Below are 12,628 nucleotides of genomic sequence, written 5' to 3'. Positions count from 1 at the left end.
GGTGTCCGGGGGTGTCGTCAGGCGGCCGGGGACTCCGGCCGGGGGTTCAGCAGCGCCTCCAGCAGCAGGGGCACCGTGAGCTTCCGCTGCCAGGAGCGCGCGCCCAGCTCCGCGAGGGCGGCGTCGACGCTCTCCGCACTCAGCTCCGTGGGCGGACGCCACATGAGACGGCGCAGGTGATCCGGCGTGAGCAGGTTCTCGACGGGCATATCCCACTCGGCGGCGAGGTCGGTGAGCGCCTGGCGGGCCGTGGCCAGCCGGGCGGCGGCCACGGGGTCCTTGTCCGCCCAGGCGCGCGGGGGAGGCGGGGCGTTGGTCGGCAGGTGCAGCGGGGGAAGATCCTCGGTGTCCCGGGCGGACATCAGGGCCCTGAGCCAGCGGGGCGCCTCTCGCTGCGCCGCGCGGCCGTCGAAACCGCGGGTGGCGATCAGCTGCGGCACCGTGGTGGGCATGGCGCGGGCCGCGGCGATGAGCGCGGAATCCGGCAGGAGGCGGCCGGGTGCGACGTCGCGCTTGCGCGCCAGGTCCTCCCGTTCGAGCCAGAGCTGACGCACCGCGGCCAGCTGGCGGCGGTCGCGGATCTGATGCATGCCGGAGGTGCGACGCCAGGGTTCCTTGCGTGGCGGCGCGACGCCGGCGTCCAGGATCGCCTGGAACTCCTCCAGCGCGAACTCGAGTTTGCCCTGGCTGCTCAGGAGCTCGATCAGCTCCTCCCGCAGCTCGATGAGCACCTCGACGTCGAGCGCGGCGTACTTGAGCCACGGCTCGGGCAGGGGACGGGTGGACCAGTCCGCGGCCGAGTGCTCCTTCGCCAGACGGAAGCCCAGGAGCTGCTCGATCACGGCGGCCAGGCCGACGCGCGGCAGCCCGGCCAGGCGCGCGGCGAGCTCCGTGTCGAACAGGGCCGAGGGCCACAGGCCGAGCTCGCTCAGGCACGGCAGGTCCTGGGTGGATGCATGCAGGATCCACTCGCTGCCCACGAGCGCGGCCTGGATCGGCTCGAGGTCCTCGAACGGCTCGGGGTCGATGAGCCAGGTTCCCGCGCCCTCGCGGCGGATCTGCACCAGGAAGGCGCGCTGGCCGTACCGGAAGCCGGACGCGCGTTCGGCGTCGACGGCGACGGGGCCGGTCCCGGCGGCCAGCGCGGCGGCGCAGCGCTGCAGGCCGGCGTCGGTGCTGATGACGAAGGGGACGCCTTCGCGCGGGGTGTCCAGTTCGACGACGTCAGGAGCCTCGAGGGCCAGGTCGTCCAAGTCACGGGAGGCTGTGTCAGCGGCCGGATCGCCGGCCGTGGTCAGGTTTCTCTTCAGGGTCATGGTGCTCTCAGTTTATCGGTGCCCAGGAGTGGGGCCGCCGGAGGCTCAAAAACGCCGCCCGGGAAGCGCCGTCACGCCTTCGGGAAGGGGCGGCAGCCCGGCGAAGGAGCAGACCATATCGGCCCAGGCCTCGAGATGGTTCTGCACCTGCCAGTCCGCCGGCGTCCACGAGGCGCGGAGTTCGATGTCGATGGTGCTGCCGCGCTCGGCGAGCGTGCCGAACGAATCGGACAGCACCCGTGTGGCGGTGCCGCCCGCGGACCGGTAGTCGGCGCCGTGATTCTGCAGCGCTTCGACGAGCCACGTCCAGGCGACGGTGCCGAGAAGTTCGTCGTTGCCCATCTCGGCGTCCATCTGCGCCCGGATGAACGTCACCACCCGGAAGTCGCCGCCCCAGACCTCGGATCCGGCCGGATCGTGGAGGAGGATGAAGCGGCCGGTGGCCAGGTCGGCGAGCCCTTCGGCATCCGCGAGTCCGGGGCCGAGGGCCGACGGGGAGATCTCCGCGCCGAGCGCCACGGCGAAGGGCGCGAGCCGTGCCGGAGCGGGGATCTCCTCAAGCCGGAGTTCCGCGCGCGACCGCGCGGCCTTCAGCGAGGAGAGTGCTCTGTTGAAGCCCGAGGGCAACGGGGCATTGGCGTTCACGGCACGAGAATACTGCCGTGCGGGCGCGGCTCGACTGAGCCACGCCCGCACGTTGCGAGTTTGACGCCTCGGTGGCCTCTTCAGAGGCTCCGCGGCGCCTGATCCGGCGCGATGACGCCGGATCGGAGGGGTCCGGTCAGGCGCCGAGCTCCGCGCGCAGGGCGGCGGCGAAGGCGTCCACATCCGCTTCCGTGGTGTCGAAGGAGCACATCCAGCGCACCTCACGGCGGCCGGCGTCCCAGTCGTAGAAGCGGAACTTCGCACGCACCGCGTCCGCCACGCCCTCCGGGAGGATGGCGAACACGCCGTTGGACTGGGTGTCCTGGGTGATCTCCACCCCGGGCAGGCCTTCCACGGCGGACCGCAGGCGCTGCGCCATGGCGTTGGAGTGGCTCGCCGACCGCAGCCAGAGGTCGCCCTCCAGGAGCGCGATGAACTGCGCCGACATGAAGCGCATCTTCGACGCGAGCTGCATGCTCATCTTGCGCAGGTAGATCAGGCCAGGCGCGGCCTCCGGGTTGAGCGCCACGACGATCTCACCGAAGATCAGGCCGTTCTTGGTGCCGCCGAAGGAGAGGATGTCGACGCCGGCGTCGCGCGTGAAGGCACGCAGCGGCAGTCCGAGGGTGGCGGCCGCGTTGGCCAGGCGGGAGCCGTCCATGTGGAGCTTCATCCCCTTGGCGTGCACGTGATCAGCGATCGCGCGGACTTCCTCCGGGGTGTACACGGTGCCGAGTTCGGTGCTCTGCGTGATGGAGACGGCCAGGGGCTGGGCACGGTGCTCGTCACCGTAGCCCCAGGCCTCCAGGTCGATGAGCTCGGGCGTCAGCTTGCCGTTGTCGGTGGGGACGGGGAGCAGCTTGATGCCGCCCATCCGCTCCGGGGCGCCGTTCTCGTCCACGTTGATGTGGGCCGTGGTGGCGCACACCACCGCGCCCCAGCGGGGGAGGAGCGACTGGAGCGCCACCACATTGGCGCCCGTGCCGTTGAAGACCGGGTAGAACTCGATCCCGGCGCCGAAGTGGCCCTCCAGGACCTCGCCGAGCCGGGCGGTGTACTGGTCCTCGCCATAGGCGATCTGGTGCCCGTGGTTGGCCTGGGCGATGGCTTCCAGGATCTCCGGGTGGACGCCGGAGTAGTTGTCCGAGGCGAAGCCCCGGCTGGTGACGTCATGCAGGGGTGCGGATGCCATGGCGGCGTGAGTTTCCTGTTCTGTTGTCGTGAGTCGGTGGGAGAGAAGGGATGTCACGCGTTCCAGGCGGGCAGGATCCGGCGCGTGCCGTTGAGATCCGCCGCGTCCTCGCCGAAGAGGCCGAGAGCCGCCTGGGCGAGCTGGGTGACGTCCGTGTAGCCCGGGAACTTGCGTTCGGGGTGGGCAGCGCGCTGGGCTTCGTCCACGAGGGATTTCACCGCGAGCACGACGGCGGCGGCAGAGCCGGTCTCCGACGTGCGGAAGGCGTCCGCCACCGAGAGGGTCCAGGCCTCCGCCGCGGCCTTCGCCGCCGCGTAGTTGGCGCCCTTGGCCGTGGGGTGTTCGGCGATGGTGGAACCCACCATGACGAACCGGCCGGCCGGTGAAGCGAGGAGGGCCGGGAGGAAGGCGCGACTGGTGTTGCGCAAGGTCTGGACCGCCTGACGGTGCAGGAAGTCCCAGTCCTCGTCGCTCTGGTCCAGCAGTGACGTCCCGCCCCGCCAGCCGCCCACGAGGTGCAGCACGCCGTCCACTCCGCCGGCGTCGTCCGTGATCTCGGCCGCGAGCCGCTCCACGGCGGCATGGTCGGAGAGATCGCAGACGAGCGGGGTGACGGGGTGCCCGGAGGCTTCAGTGGAGGCGGCCGCGGCCGCCTTGATGCGGTCGGGCGAGGACCCGATCGTGTAGACGCGGTGACCGGCCTGGGAAAACGCCGTGGCGGCAGCAACCCCGGAAGGGCTGCTGCCGCCGGCGACGACAACGGTGAGGTTGTTCATGATGTCGAGTCTAGGCTCTCGTTCCGGATGCCGTGGTTCAGGACAGCGCGGTGGCGCCGGTGATGCCCGCGGTGGACTCGATGACGGTGCGCATCTTCTTCTCCAGGGCCTCGAAGAACATGGAGAGCGGGAACTCGTCGTCCATGACCTGGTCGGTGATCTCGCGCGGGGTGCCGGTCAGCGGCAGGGCGTCGGGACCCTTGGCCCACACGGAGGCCGGGTGCGGCGTGACGGTGGCGGAGATCATCTCGTAGGCGGCGATCCAGTGCGCGACCTTCGGGCGGTCGATCGAACGCCAGTACAGCTCCTCGATCTGCTCACCCAGGGCCACGACGACGTCGGCGACGTTGTCCCACTCGATGCTCATCTTGCCGTCGGTCCAGTGCAGCACGCGGTGCTGGTGCATCCACGCGAAGAGCAGCTGGCCGCCCAGGCCGTCGTAGTTGCGGACGCGGGAGCCCGTGATGGAGAAGCGGAAGATCCGGTCGAAGATGACCGCGTACTGCACGAGCTTGGCGTGCTTGCGGGCCTCGGGGCTCGCGTTCTCATCCTTCTCGACGAGGACGGACTCCCGGAAGGCGGTGAGGTCACAGCGGAGCTCTTCGAGGGAGTACAGGAAGAACGGCATGCGCTGCTTGATCATGAACGGGTCGAACGGCAGGTCGCCGCGCATGTGGGTGCGGTCGTGGATGAGGTCCCACATGATGAAGGCCTCCTGCGTCAGCTGCTGGTCCTCGATCAGCTCGGCGGCGTCCTCGGGGAGGTCCAGCGAGGTGATCTCGGCGGCGGCCTTCAGCACGCGGCGGAAGCGGGCGGCCTCACGGTCCTGGAAGATGGCGCCCCAGGTGAAGGCCGGGGTCTCGCGGACGGCCACGGACTCGGGGAAGAGCACGGCGGAGTTGGTGTCGTAACCGGCGGTGAAGTCGACGAAGCTCAGCGGCACGAACAGCTTGTTGGAGTACGCGCCGGCTTCCAGCTCGGAGATGAACTCGGGCCAGAGGACGTCCACCAGCACGGCCTCGAGCAGACGCTGGGTGCTGCCGTTCTGGGTGTACATCGGGAAGACGACCAGGTGCTGCAGGCCGTCGATGCGGTGCTCCTGCGGCTGGAAGGCCATGAGGGAGTCGAGGAAGTCCGGCTCGCCGAAGCCCGCGGCGGCCCAGGCCTTGAGGTCCTTCTGCAGCAGGGTGAGGTATTCGGCGTCGTGCGGGAAGTGCGGGGCCAGCTCGGCGACGGCTTCGACGACGGTGTCGACAGCCGTGGCCGCTGCGGCGTGGTTCTCGGCGTCCTCGATGGCGCCGTTCTTGGACTGGAACGGCTGCACGCTGCTGACGGCGGCCTTCAGGCGCTGCCAGGCCGGGTGCTCGGCGGTGACGCGGGAGGTGGTCTCGATGGTGGTGGCGGTCATGGCCAGGCTCCTTTTCCTCTGTTCCCCCAGGGGGAGTGCGGGGGATCATGTGTGATCCGCCACACGGTGACTTCTGGATTCAGCGTAGCCGTGAGTAACCATGACTGATGCAAATTCGAACGTAGCAACAGCAGTTCTTATGCTTGATGGACCTCTGGCGGTCCGAGACCCACGGACGGCGGAAGCTCCATCCAGTGGCTTCCTCTGGCGCTTCGACACGCACCGCCGAGCCAGCGAAAAGGGGCGTGAGTCCGCTACACGATGCAGCGGACTCACGCCCCTCACAGCGGACTCACCGGAGCGCGCAGGGCGGCCGGCGAGCCGTGGTTTCCTGCGTCACTCGGTCGGGCGCAGCTTCAGCGAGACCGAGTTGATGCAGTACCGCTGGTCGGTCGGGGTGTCATACCCCTCGCCCTCGAAGACGTGCCCCAGATGCGAGTCGCAGCTGGCACAGCGGACCTCGACGCGCTCCATGCCCAGCGTCGAATCCCGGAGGTACCGGACGCGGCCCTCCGCGAGCGGGGCGAAGAAGGACGGCCACCCGCAATGGGAGTCGAACTTCTCCGAGCTGGTGAACAGCTCGGCGCCGCAGGCGCGGCAGCTGTACACGCCTTCCTGCTTCGTGTCCCAGTACTCGCCGGTGAAAGCCCGCTCCGTGCCGGCCTGGCGGAGCACCTGATACTCCTCGGGCGTCAGCTCCTGACGCCACTCCTGGTCACTCTTGACGACTTCTGCGCCGTTTCCCGGGCGGTCCATGATGTGCTCCTCACTCCGATGACTTGTTCGGCACAGGTGTTAACGCTCAGGAGTCCCCGATGAATCCCGAACCCGCGTAGAGATGCAGCACCGGCAGCCCGAGGGCGTGCTGGGCCTTGCTGGCCAGGTCGGCGTGGAAGGTGTCCAGCACCGCGTGAGGCGTGGTGAAGACGACCGCCTGGGTGGCGCCGGTCTCCTTGACCGCGTCCACGAGGGCCTGGACGGAGGATCCCTCGTCCACGACCGTTCCATCGATCTCCTGGAAGAGGCCGTCCAGAGCGGCCAGCGACTGCTCCAGGATCTGGGAGGCATCCAGCCGGGCCTCGGCGGCATCCGGCGTCTTGGCGCCCAGTTCGCGGAAGGCCTCGGCGAACTCGAGGAGGGAGAGGTGCTCGACGAAGTCCACCAGGAGGTGGCGCTGCGTGTCGGCCTGGACCAGGAGCTTCGCGGAGAACTCCCCGCCGTCCAGGAGTTCCTCCAGGCTCGTGCGGTCCGAGTCGTCCAGTGTGGTTTCCGTCAGGATGACGATTGGCTGAATCATGTGACAAGACTAGTCCGGTACAGGAGATTCCCGGCCACACCCAGCAGAATGGATGTCATGGAAGAACAGAGCAGCACGGGACGTGGCCATGGTTTCTTCAGGATCGCGGGGCTGGGCGTCGCATCGGCCCTGGCGGCGACGGCGTTGCTGGGGGCGGGCAGTTCCGCCCTGGCCGCCTACTTCGCCCGCCGCATCATCACTCCGGACAGGGTGAAGAGCCAGGGGGAGGAGCTACTCGCCATCGTGCAGGGGGACCGCGGCCCCGAGGCGATCTTCCGCGCCACGGCGGAGAACACCGTCGAGGGCGTCTACAGCTTCCATTTCGACGGCGAGGCCGGCCTGGCCAGGATCGGCCGCATCACGTCCTATTCGCCCCTGGAGGGCACGGTGCAGCGCGAGATCGAGGAGATCTACTCCAGCAGCCTGGACCGGGTGCGCTGGGGCCGCTGGGGCGGAGCGACGTACCCGGATCCCGGCGCCCTCGGATACGACTTCGACGAGGTCCTGCTCCAGGACGAGATCGGTGAGTTCCCCGCCTGGCAGGTCCCGGCGCCGGAGGACGGTCCCGGAGACGGACACCGTAAGCATGCGGCGCCCGGCGGGCAGAACGTCTGGGCGATCATGGTGCACGGCCGTGGCGCCACTCGGATGGAGGGGCTGCGTGCGCTGTCCGTGGCTCAGGAGCTCGGGCTGCCGAGCCTTCTCATCTCGTACCGCAATGACGGCGACGCCCCTCCCGCCGACGCCGGCCGGTACGGTCTGGGTTCCACCGAGTGGCGGGAGGTGGAGGCCGCGATCACCTATGCCCAGGAGCAGGGGGCCACGGACGTGGTCCTCTTCGGCTGGTCGATGGGAGGCGCCGTCTCCCTCCAGGCCGCGGACCAGGCTCGCAACCGGCATGCCATCCGGGCCCTGGTGCTGGACGCGCCGGTGATCGACTGGGTGGACGTGCTGGCTTTCCAGGCACGCCTCAACCGCATCCCCGCCGAGGTGGGGCGCTACGGGCAGTTCATGCTGTCCCATCCGCTGGGCCGTCGTCTGACGGGCCTGTCCGCACCGGTCGACCTGAAGTCCATGGACTGGGTGACACGGTCGATCGAGCTGCGCACTCCCACGCTCATCCTGCACAGCGTCGACGACGACTTCGTCCCCTACGGGCCGTCCGAGAAACTGGCTTCGAAGAACCCCGAGATGGTGACGTTCGTGCCGTTCGAGCGCGCCGGGCACACCCGGGAGTGGAACGTGGACCGGGAGCGCTGGGAATCCACGGTCCGGGAATGGCTCGGCGCTCAGCTGGAGGAGCGCAAGGGGCCGTCCGCCGCGGTCTGAGTCCGGGCCGGGAAGGCGCCGGCCGTCCGCTCAGGCGCGGATCGTGGCGCGCACGGCGCCGGTGAGGCGGGTCAGATCCTCCGGTGAGAGCTCGACGTCGAGGCCCCGCCGTCCGCCCGAGACCAGGATCGTGTCATGACCGAACGCCGAGTCGTCCAGGACGGTGGGTGACGGAGTGCGCTGCCCCAGGGGTGAGATCCCGCCCAGGACGTAGCCCGTGCGGCGCTGGGCCGCGGCCGGGTCGGCCATGGACGCCTTCTTCAGACCGAACGCCGCGGCGACGGCCTTGAGGTCGAGGGATCCGCTGACCGGCACGATGCCCACGGCCATGCCGTCCGCGAGCTGCACCATGAGGGTCTTGAACACCTGGTCAGGCGAGAAACCGAGGGCCTGCGCCGCTTCCAGCCCGAAGTTCGTGTTCCGGGGATCGTGCTCGTACGTGTGCAGCGTGAACGGGACCCCGGCCGCCTCGAGAGCGAGGGTGGCCGGGGTCCCGTTGCTGTGTTTCCTGCCGGCCATGCCGGATCAGGACGGCGCGACGGCGGTGGACTGCGCCGCGTACGCCGTCACCTTGCGCTTGATCCTTCCGAGCATGGCCGTCATGCCGCGCATCCTGAGCGGGGACACCGCGCGGGTCAGACCCAGGAGCTCCGGCATATCATCCGGAACCGCGAGGATCTCCGCCGCGCTGAGGCCGTTCAGACCCTCATGGAGCACCCCCGCGAAACCGCGCGTGGTGGGGGCCTCGGCCGGCGCCTGGAAGAAGAGCTGGATCCGGGCGTCCGCCCCGCGGCCCTCCGCCTCGATGGTGAGGAAGAGGGGCGACTGGCACTCGACCACCTGCTCGAGAAGCTCCGGGTGATCCTTCAGCCGGGCGGGAAGCTCCGGCAGGCCCCGGGAGAACTCCAGGAGCAACTCGAGGCGGTCCCGCTCCTCAAGAGCCTGGAACTCCTCGACGATCTCGGCCAGTGCCGAGGGAAGTGCTGGCGGAAGCTGGGCGGAGGGAAGCTGACTGCTCATGGGCATCAATCCTACGCCTGGCTCAGAAGCCGGCCGGAACCTCGCCGCGCTCGGAGCCCTTCACGATCGGGACACGCACGGCGTTGCCCCATTCGGTCCAGGAGCCGTCGTAGTTGCGGACGTTCTCGAAGCCCAGCAGGTACTTCAGGGCGAACCAGGTGTGGCTGGACCGCTCGCCGATGCGGCAGTAGGCGATGACCTCGTCACCCGCGGTGAGTCCGGCTTCGCCGCCGTAGATGGCATCCAGTTCCTCACGCGAACGGAAGCTACCGTCCTCCGCGGCCGCGCGGGCCCACGGAACGGAGGCCGCGGTGGGGATGTGGCCGCCACGGAGCGCGCCTTCCTCCGGGTAGGCCGGCATGTGGGTGCGGGCGCCGCTGTACTCCTCGGGGGAGCGGACATCGATGAGGGGCTTGCCGAGGTGGGCGAGCACGTCCTCCTTGAAGGCGCGGATGGGCTGGTCGTCGCGCTCGACGACGGGGTAGTCGCCGGCGGCGGGAGCGGGCACGTCGGTGACGAGTTCCCGGCCCTCGGCGATCCACTTGTCGCGGGCGCCGTCCAGGAGGCGGACGTCCTCGTGACCGAACAGGGTGAAGACCCAGAGGGCGTAGGCGGCCCACCAGTTCGACTTGTCGCCGTAGATGACGACGGTGGAGTCGCGGGAGATCCCCTTGGAGGCGGCGAGCTCGGCGAAGGCGGCGCCGTCCACGTAGTCGCGGGTCACTTCGTCATTGAGGTCCGTGTGCCAGTCGATCTTCACGGCGCCGGGGATGTGGCCGGTCTCGTACAGCAGGACGTCCTCGTCCGACTCGACCACCACGAGGCGGCCGTCCGCGACGGCGCCGGAGGCGATCTGCTCGGCGAGCCAGTCCGTGGACACCAGGCGTTCCGGGTGTGCGTAGCTGGCGAACTTGTCGTTCTCTTCAGGGGCGATGCTCATGGGTCAGCCTGGCTTTCTTCGGGGACGGGATCGGCTCGTGCCCCGGGGACGGGACTGTGCCGTTGAGTCAACCTTAACCACGCCGGCTCCCCAGGGAAGGTGAGAGTTCACATGGGGCAACACTGCGCCGTCGTCGATATTCCCGGGCTGTGGGAAGGCCCGCCCCCGTCCGGGGGCCAACGCCCGGTATCCTGGGCACTGCGGTTCAGTCGCCCGGGCTGCCGTGCCTTGGAGGAATGGAACCCTTGCAGATCGAACAGCTTTCCACCCGGACTCCCGCCGTCTCAGCCGATGAGATCCTGGCGGGGTTCGCTCCCACCTACCGTTTCGGGGAGGTGTCCTTCGACAGCTACCGTCCCGATCCTGCGCACCCGAGCCAGGCCGCCGCGGTGAAGGCCCTGCGGGAGTTCGCGGCCGGCGTGGGCACGTCCTCCTCGGGAGGGCTGTTCGGAAAGCTCTTCGGCAAGAAGAAGGACGCCGGCCGGGCCGGCATCTATCTCGACGGCGGATTCGGCGTGGGCAAGACCCACCTGCTCGCCTCGCTCTGGCACGCCGTCCCCGGGCCGAAGGCCTTCGGCACCTTCGTTGAGTACACCAATCTGGTGGGCGCGCTCTCCTTCCGGAAGACCGTGGAAGCGCTGAGCAGTTACAAACTCGTGTGCATCGATGAGTTCGAGCTGGACGATCCGGGCGACACCGTCCTGATGTCGCGCCTCATGCGCGAACTGGCCGACGCCGGCGTGAAGCTCGCGGCCACGTCCAACACCCTGCCGGGTTCGCTGGGGGAGGGGCGCTTCGCCGCCGTCGACTTCCAGCGCGAGATCCAGGTGCTGTCCGATCAGTTCGACGTGATCCGTGTGGACGGCGAGGACTTCCGCCACCGCGGTCTGCCGGCGGCGCCCCAGCCGGTGCGTGCCGATGAGCTGAACTCCCGCATGAAGGCCGAGTTCGAGGGCAAAACGGTGGCGGTGGACGACTTCCCGAGCCTCATCTCCCACTTGGCCGGCGTGCACCCGAGCCGTTACCGTGCTCTGCTCGACGGCGTGGAGGCCGTGGTCTGGAAGGGCGTCACCCCGGTGACGGAGCAGGCGGTCGCCCTGCGCTTCGTGGTGCTGGCGGACCGTCTCTACGACAAGGACGTGCCGATCCTCGCCAGTGGGGTCTCCTTCGACCAGCTCTTCACCCCGGAGATGATGGCCGGCGGATACCAGAAGAAGTACTTCCGAGCGGTGTCCCGTCTGACGGCCCTGGCGCGTGAGGCGCAGCAACACGAACCCGCGGTCTGACGGCGCCCGCGGCCGCCCGCCGTCGCCGTCGTCCGGAAGGCATCCTTAAATGCCAAAGCGCCGGTGCTGCCTCTCGGCAGTACCGGCGCCTCGCTTGACAAATGCTTTGGGCGCCTCAGGCTTCCGGCCTAGGCGTTGTCCTTGCCTTCGAGGTTGTCCACGAAGTTGGAAGCGCCATCCTGGACTGCGTCCACCTGGCCAGCGAACTTGCCACCGGTTTTCTCATCGATAAAGTCGCCGACCTTCTCGATGCCATCCTTGATGGCCTGCTCGTTGCCCTGGACCAGATCCTGGGCCTTGCCCTTCAGATCGTCAAAGACAGACACAGGCACCTCCTTTCCGTTGGCGGGGCCAGACGCCCCGTTCGATCAACGAGCATAGTGGAAAGAGGGGAAAAGAAAAAGACCACCCGAAGGTGGTCTTTCAGATCTCCATCCTGACCGGGAAGGGCCCAAAGGAGAGATGGAGCGGACGACGAGATTCGAACTCGCGACATCCACCTTGGCAAGGTGGTGCTCTACCAGCTGAGCTACGTCCGCGTGGAACACTTGCGTGTCCGTGGGCGATACTGGGATCGAACCAGTGACCTCTTCCGTGTCAGGGAAGCGCGCTACCGCTGCGCCAATCGCCCGGGTACCGGGTTGCAGTCTGTATGACCACACTGCGAGCGGACGACGAGATTCGAACTCGCGACATCCACCTTGGCAAGGTGGTGCTCTACCAGCTGAGCTACGTCCGCGTGGAACACTTGCGTGTCCGTGGGCGATACTGGGATCGAACCAGTGACCTCTTCCGTGTCAGGGAAGCGCGCTACCGCTGCGCCAATCGCCCCTAGCTTTCCACCGAAGTGGAACCAGGGTTTTCACCGAGGTGGGTACGGGATTCGAACCCGTGTATACGGCTTTGCAGGCCGCTGCCTCGCCTCTCGGCCAACCCACCGTGCAGAAGATTTCTCTTCAGACAGTGTCCTGCGAGCGGACGACGAGATTCGAACTCGCGACATCCACCTTGGCAAGGTGGTGCTCTACCAGCTGAGCTACGTCCGCAGAAGGATTTCCCACCCCGTCCCGCTATGGGCTGGGGCCGCTTTCCAACGAAGAAAAACTCTACAGGCCAGAGGGCTGTTTGTTCAAATCCCGCGGCCTTCCGCGCGTCGTGAGGCTCAATTGGCGTTCCGCTCGATGATGGTCTAGAGTTTCTAAGCGTTGCAGAACGCAAGGGCGATTGGCGCAGTGGTAGCGCGCTTCGTTCACACCGAAGAGGTCACTGGTTCGAACCCAGTATCGCCCACCCTTGCACCCCCGGTTGACCAGCGGAAACGCTGGATCGGCCGGGGGTTTTCGCGTCCCCGGGCTCTGAGCCGCCGACGCCGGGGGCGACGCGGAGGGCAGGAAACGATGTCGGCGCGTTATGGGAAAG

13 protein-coding genes and 7 tRNA genes are annotated in these 12,628 nt (G+C 68.4%); 3 read left to right on the top strand and 17 right to left on the bottom strand.

Annotation, left to right across the window (positions count from 1 at the left end; genetic code table 11):
• Positions 1–17: 17 nt before the first annotated feature.
• The 7 genes from P9849_RS08450 to P9849_RS08420 all read right to left on the bottom strand — a co-directional run bounded on the left by P9849_RS08450 (position 18) and on the right by P9849_RS08420 (position 6,634).
• Positions 18–1,316: an HRDC domain-containing protein gene (locus tag P9849_RS08450; RefSeq protein WP_278266404.1), complete on the bottom strand. Its 1,299-nt coding sequence runs from the start codon at positions 1,314–1,316 to the stop codon at positions 18–20.
• Between the two features lie 45 nt (positions 1,317–1,361).
• Positions 1,362–1,961, bottom strand: coding sequence for a DUF3000 domain-containing protein (locus P9849_RS08445; RefSeq protein ID WP_278266403.1), 600 nt, complete (start codon positions 1,959–1,961; stop codon positions 1,362–1,364).
• A gap of 136 nt (positions 1,962–2,097) precedes the next feature.
• Complete coding sequence (locus P9849_RS08440) at positions 2,098–3,153, bottom strand: low specificity L-threonine aldolase (RefSeq protein WP_278266402.1); 1,056 nt, start codon at positions 3,151–3,153, stop codon at positions 2,098–2,100.
• Positions 3,154–3,206: 53 nt separating this feature from the next.
• Entirely contained in the window at positions 3,207–3,929 is a 723-nt protein-coding gene (locus tag P9849_RS08435; protein WP_278266401.1) for an SDR family oxidoreductase, read from the bottom strand.
• A gap of 37 nt (positions 3,930–3,966) precedes the next feature.
• Positions 3,967–5,337: a DUF6421 family protein gene (locus P9849_RS08430; RefSeq protein WP_208188908.1), complete on the bottom strand. Its 1,371-nt coding sequence runs from the start codon at positions 5,335–5,337 to the stop codon at positions 3,967–3,969.
• A 336-nt stretch (positions 5,338–5,673) separates the two neighbouring features.
• Positions 5,674–6,093 carry a peptide-methionine (R)-S-oxide reductase MsrB gene (msrB, locus tag P9849_RS08425; RefSeq protein ID WP_208188907.1) on the bottom strand — a complete coding sequence of 140 codons (420 nt, stop codon included), beginning with the start codon at positions 6,091–6,093 and terminating at the stop codon, positions 5,674–5,676.
• A gap of 46 nt (positions 6,094–6,139) precedes the next feature.
• Positions 6,140–6,634, bottom strand: coding sequence for a hypothetical protein (locus tag P9849_RS08420; protein ID WP_278266400.1), 495 nt, complete (start codon positions 6,632–6,634; stop codon positions 6,140–6,142).
• 57 nt (positions 6,635–6,691) lie between these two features.
• On the opposite strand from P9849_RS08420, the gene P9849_RS08415 reads away from it, so the two are divergent.
• On the top strand, positions 6,692–7,963 hold the full coding sequence (locus tag P9849_RS08415; protein ID WP_278266399.1) for an alpha/beta fold hydrolase: 1,272 nt from the start codon (positions 6,692–6,694) through the stop codon (positions 7,961–7,963).
• Positions 7,964–7,993: 30 nt separating this feature from the next.
• Here the strand turns inward: P9849_RS08415 and ybaK are convergent, their stop codons facing one another.
• Genes ybaK through P9849_RS08400 form a run of 3 tightly spaced genes read right to left on the bottom strand, consistent with a single transcriptional unit; the run spans position 7,994 to position 9,923 of the window.
• Positions 7,994–8,482, bottom strand: a complete 489-nt coding sequence (ybaK, locus tag P9849_RS08410; RefSeq protein WP_278266398.1) for a Cys-tRNA(Pro) deacylase — start codon at positions 8,480–8,482, stop codon at positions 7,994–7,996.
• A gap of 6 nt (positions 8,483–8,488) precedes the next feature.
• On the bottom strand, positions 8,489–8,983 hold the full coding sequence (locus P9849_RS08405) for a SufE family protein (RefSeq protein ID WP_278266397.1): 495 nt from the start codon (positions 8,981–8,983) through the stop codon (positions 8,489–8,491).
• Between the two features lie 22 nt (positions 8,984–9,005).
• Positions 9,006–9,923, bottom strand: coding sequence for a sulfurtransferase (locus P9849_RS08400; RefSeq protein ID WP_278266396.1), 918 nt, complete (start codon positions 9,921–9,923; stop codon positions 9,006–9,008).
• 236 nt (positions 9,924–10,159) lie between these two features.
• Between P9849_RS08400 and zapE the strand changes: the two genes are divergently transcribed.
• Positions 10,160–11,209, top strand: a complete 1,050-nt coding sequence (zapE, locus tag P9849_RS08395; RefSeq protein ID WP_278266395.1) for a cell division protein ZapE — start codon at positions 10,160–10,162, stop codon at positions 11,207–11,209.
• A gap of 128 nt (positions 11,210–11,337) precedes the next feature.
• Here the strand turns inward: zapE and P9849_RS08390 are convergent, their stop codons facing one another.
• The 7 genes from P9849_RS08390 to P9849_RS08360 all read right to left on the bottom strand — a co-directional run bounded on the left by P9849_RS08390 (position 11,338) and on the right by P9849_RS08360 (position 12,255).
• Positions 11,338–11,541 (bottom strand): antitoxin, encoded by a 204-nt coding sequence (locus tag P9849_RS08390; RefSeq protein WP_066212327.1) that lies wholly within the window; start codon positions 11,539–11,541, stop codon positions 11,338–11,340.
• A gap of 131 nt (positions 11,542–11,672) precedes the next feature.
• Positions 11,673–11,748: transfer RNA gene (locus tag P9849_RS08385), tRNA-Gly, on the bottom strand.
• A gap of 20 nt (positions 11,749–11,768) precedes the next feature.
• A tRNA-Val gene (locus P9849_RS08380) sits at positions 11,769–11,840 on the bottom strand.
• Positions 11,841–11,875: 35 nt separating this feature from the next.
• Positions 11,876–11,948 (bottom strand) — tRNA-Gly (locus P9849_RS08375).
• Between the two features lie 20 nt (positions 11,949–11,968).
• Positions 11,969–12,040: transfer RNA gene (locus P9849_RS08370), tRNA-Val, on the bottom strand.
• Positions 12,041–12,077: 37 nt separating this feature from the next.
• A tRNA-Cys gene (locus P9849_RS08365) sits at positions 12,078–12,148 on the bottom strand.
• Between the two features lie 34 nt (positions 12,149–12,182).
• Positions 12,183–12,255, bottom strand: a tRNA-Gly gene (locus P9849_RS08360).
• 172 nt (positions 12,256–12,427) lie between these two features.
• Here P9849_RS08360 and P9849_RS08355 point away from each other — a divergent pair.
• Positions 12,428–12,499: transfer RNA gene (locus tag P9849_RS08355), tRNA-Val, on the top strand.
• The last annotated feature ends 129 nt before the right edge of the window (positions 12,500–12,628 follow it).

It is taken from the genome of Arthrobacter sp. Y-9 (assembly GCF_029690065.1).
Classification (GTDB): domain Bacteria; phylum Actinomycetota; class Actinomycetes; order Actinomycetales; family Micrococcaceae; genus Arthrobacter_E.
This window is presented reverse-complemented; position numbering and strand designations above follow the sequence as displayed.

What these genes read in the sequence shown, in the direction of transcription:
- P9849_RS08450 (WP_278266404.1), bottom strand. Translation starts at nt 1,316, where the DNA reads ATGACCCTGAAGAGAAACCTGACCACGGCCGGCGATCCGGCCGCTGAC.
- P9849_RS08400 (WP_278266396.1), bottom strand. Translation starts at nt 9,923, where the DNA reads ATGAGCATCGCCCCTGAAGAGAACGACAAGTTCGCCAGCTACGCACAC.
- zapE (WP_278266395.1), top strand. Translation starts at nt 10,160, where the DNA reads ATGGAACCCTTGCAGATCGAACAGCTTTCCACCCGGACTCCCGCCGTC.
- msrB (WP_208188907.1), bottom strand. Translation starts at nt 6,093, where the DNA reads ATGGACCGCCCGGGAAACGGCGCAGAAGTCGTCAAGAGTGACCAGGAG.
- P9849_RS08415 (WP_278266399.1), top strand. Translation starts at nt 6,692, where the DNA reads ATGGAAGAACAGAGCAGCACGGGACGTGGCCATGGTTTCTTCAGGATC.
- P9849_RS08435 (WP_278266401.1), bottom strand. Translation starts at nt 3,929, where the DNA reads ATGAACAACCTCACCGTTGTCGTCGCCGGCGGCAGCAGCCCTTCCGGG.
- ybaK (WP_278266398.1), bottom strand. Translation starts at nt 8,482, where the DNA reads ATGGCCGGCAGGAAACACAGCAACGGGACCCCGGCCACCCTCGCTCTC.
- P9849_RS08405 (WP_278266397.1), bottom strand. Translation starts at nt 8,983, where the DNA reads ATGAGCAGTCAGCTTCCCTCCGCCCAGCTTCCGCCAGCACTTCCCTCG.
- P9849_RS08430 (WP_208188908.1), bottom strand. Translation starts at nt 5,337, where the DNA reads ATGACCGCCACCACCATCGAGACCACCTCCCGCGTCACCGCCGAGCAC.
- P9849_RS08420 (WP_278266400.1), bottom strand. Translation starts at nt 6,634, where the DNA reads ATGATTCAGCCAATCGTCATCCTGACGGAAACCACACTGGACGACTCG.
- P9849_RS08440 (WP_278266402.1), bottom strand. Translation starts at nt 3,153, where the DNA reads ATGGCATCCGCACCCCTGCATGACGTCACCAGCCGGGGCTTCGCCTCG.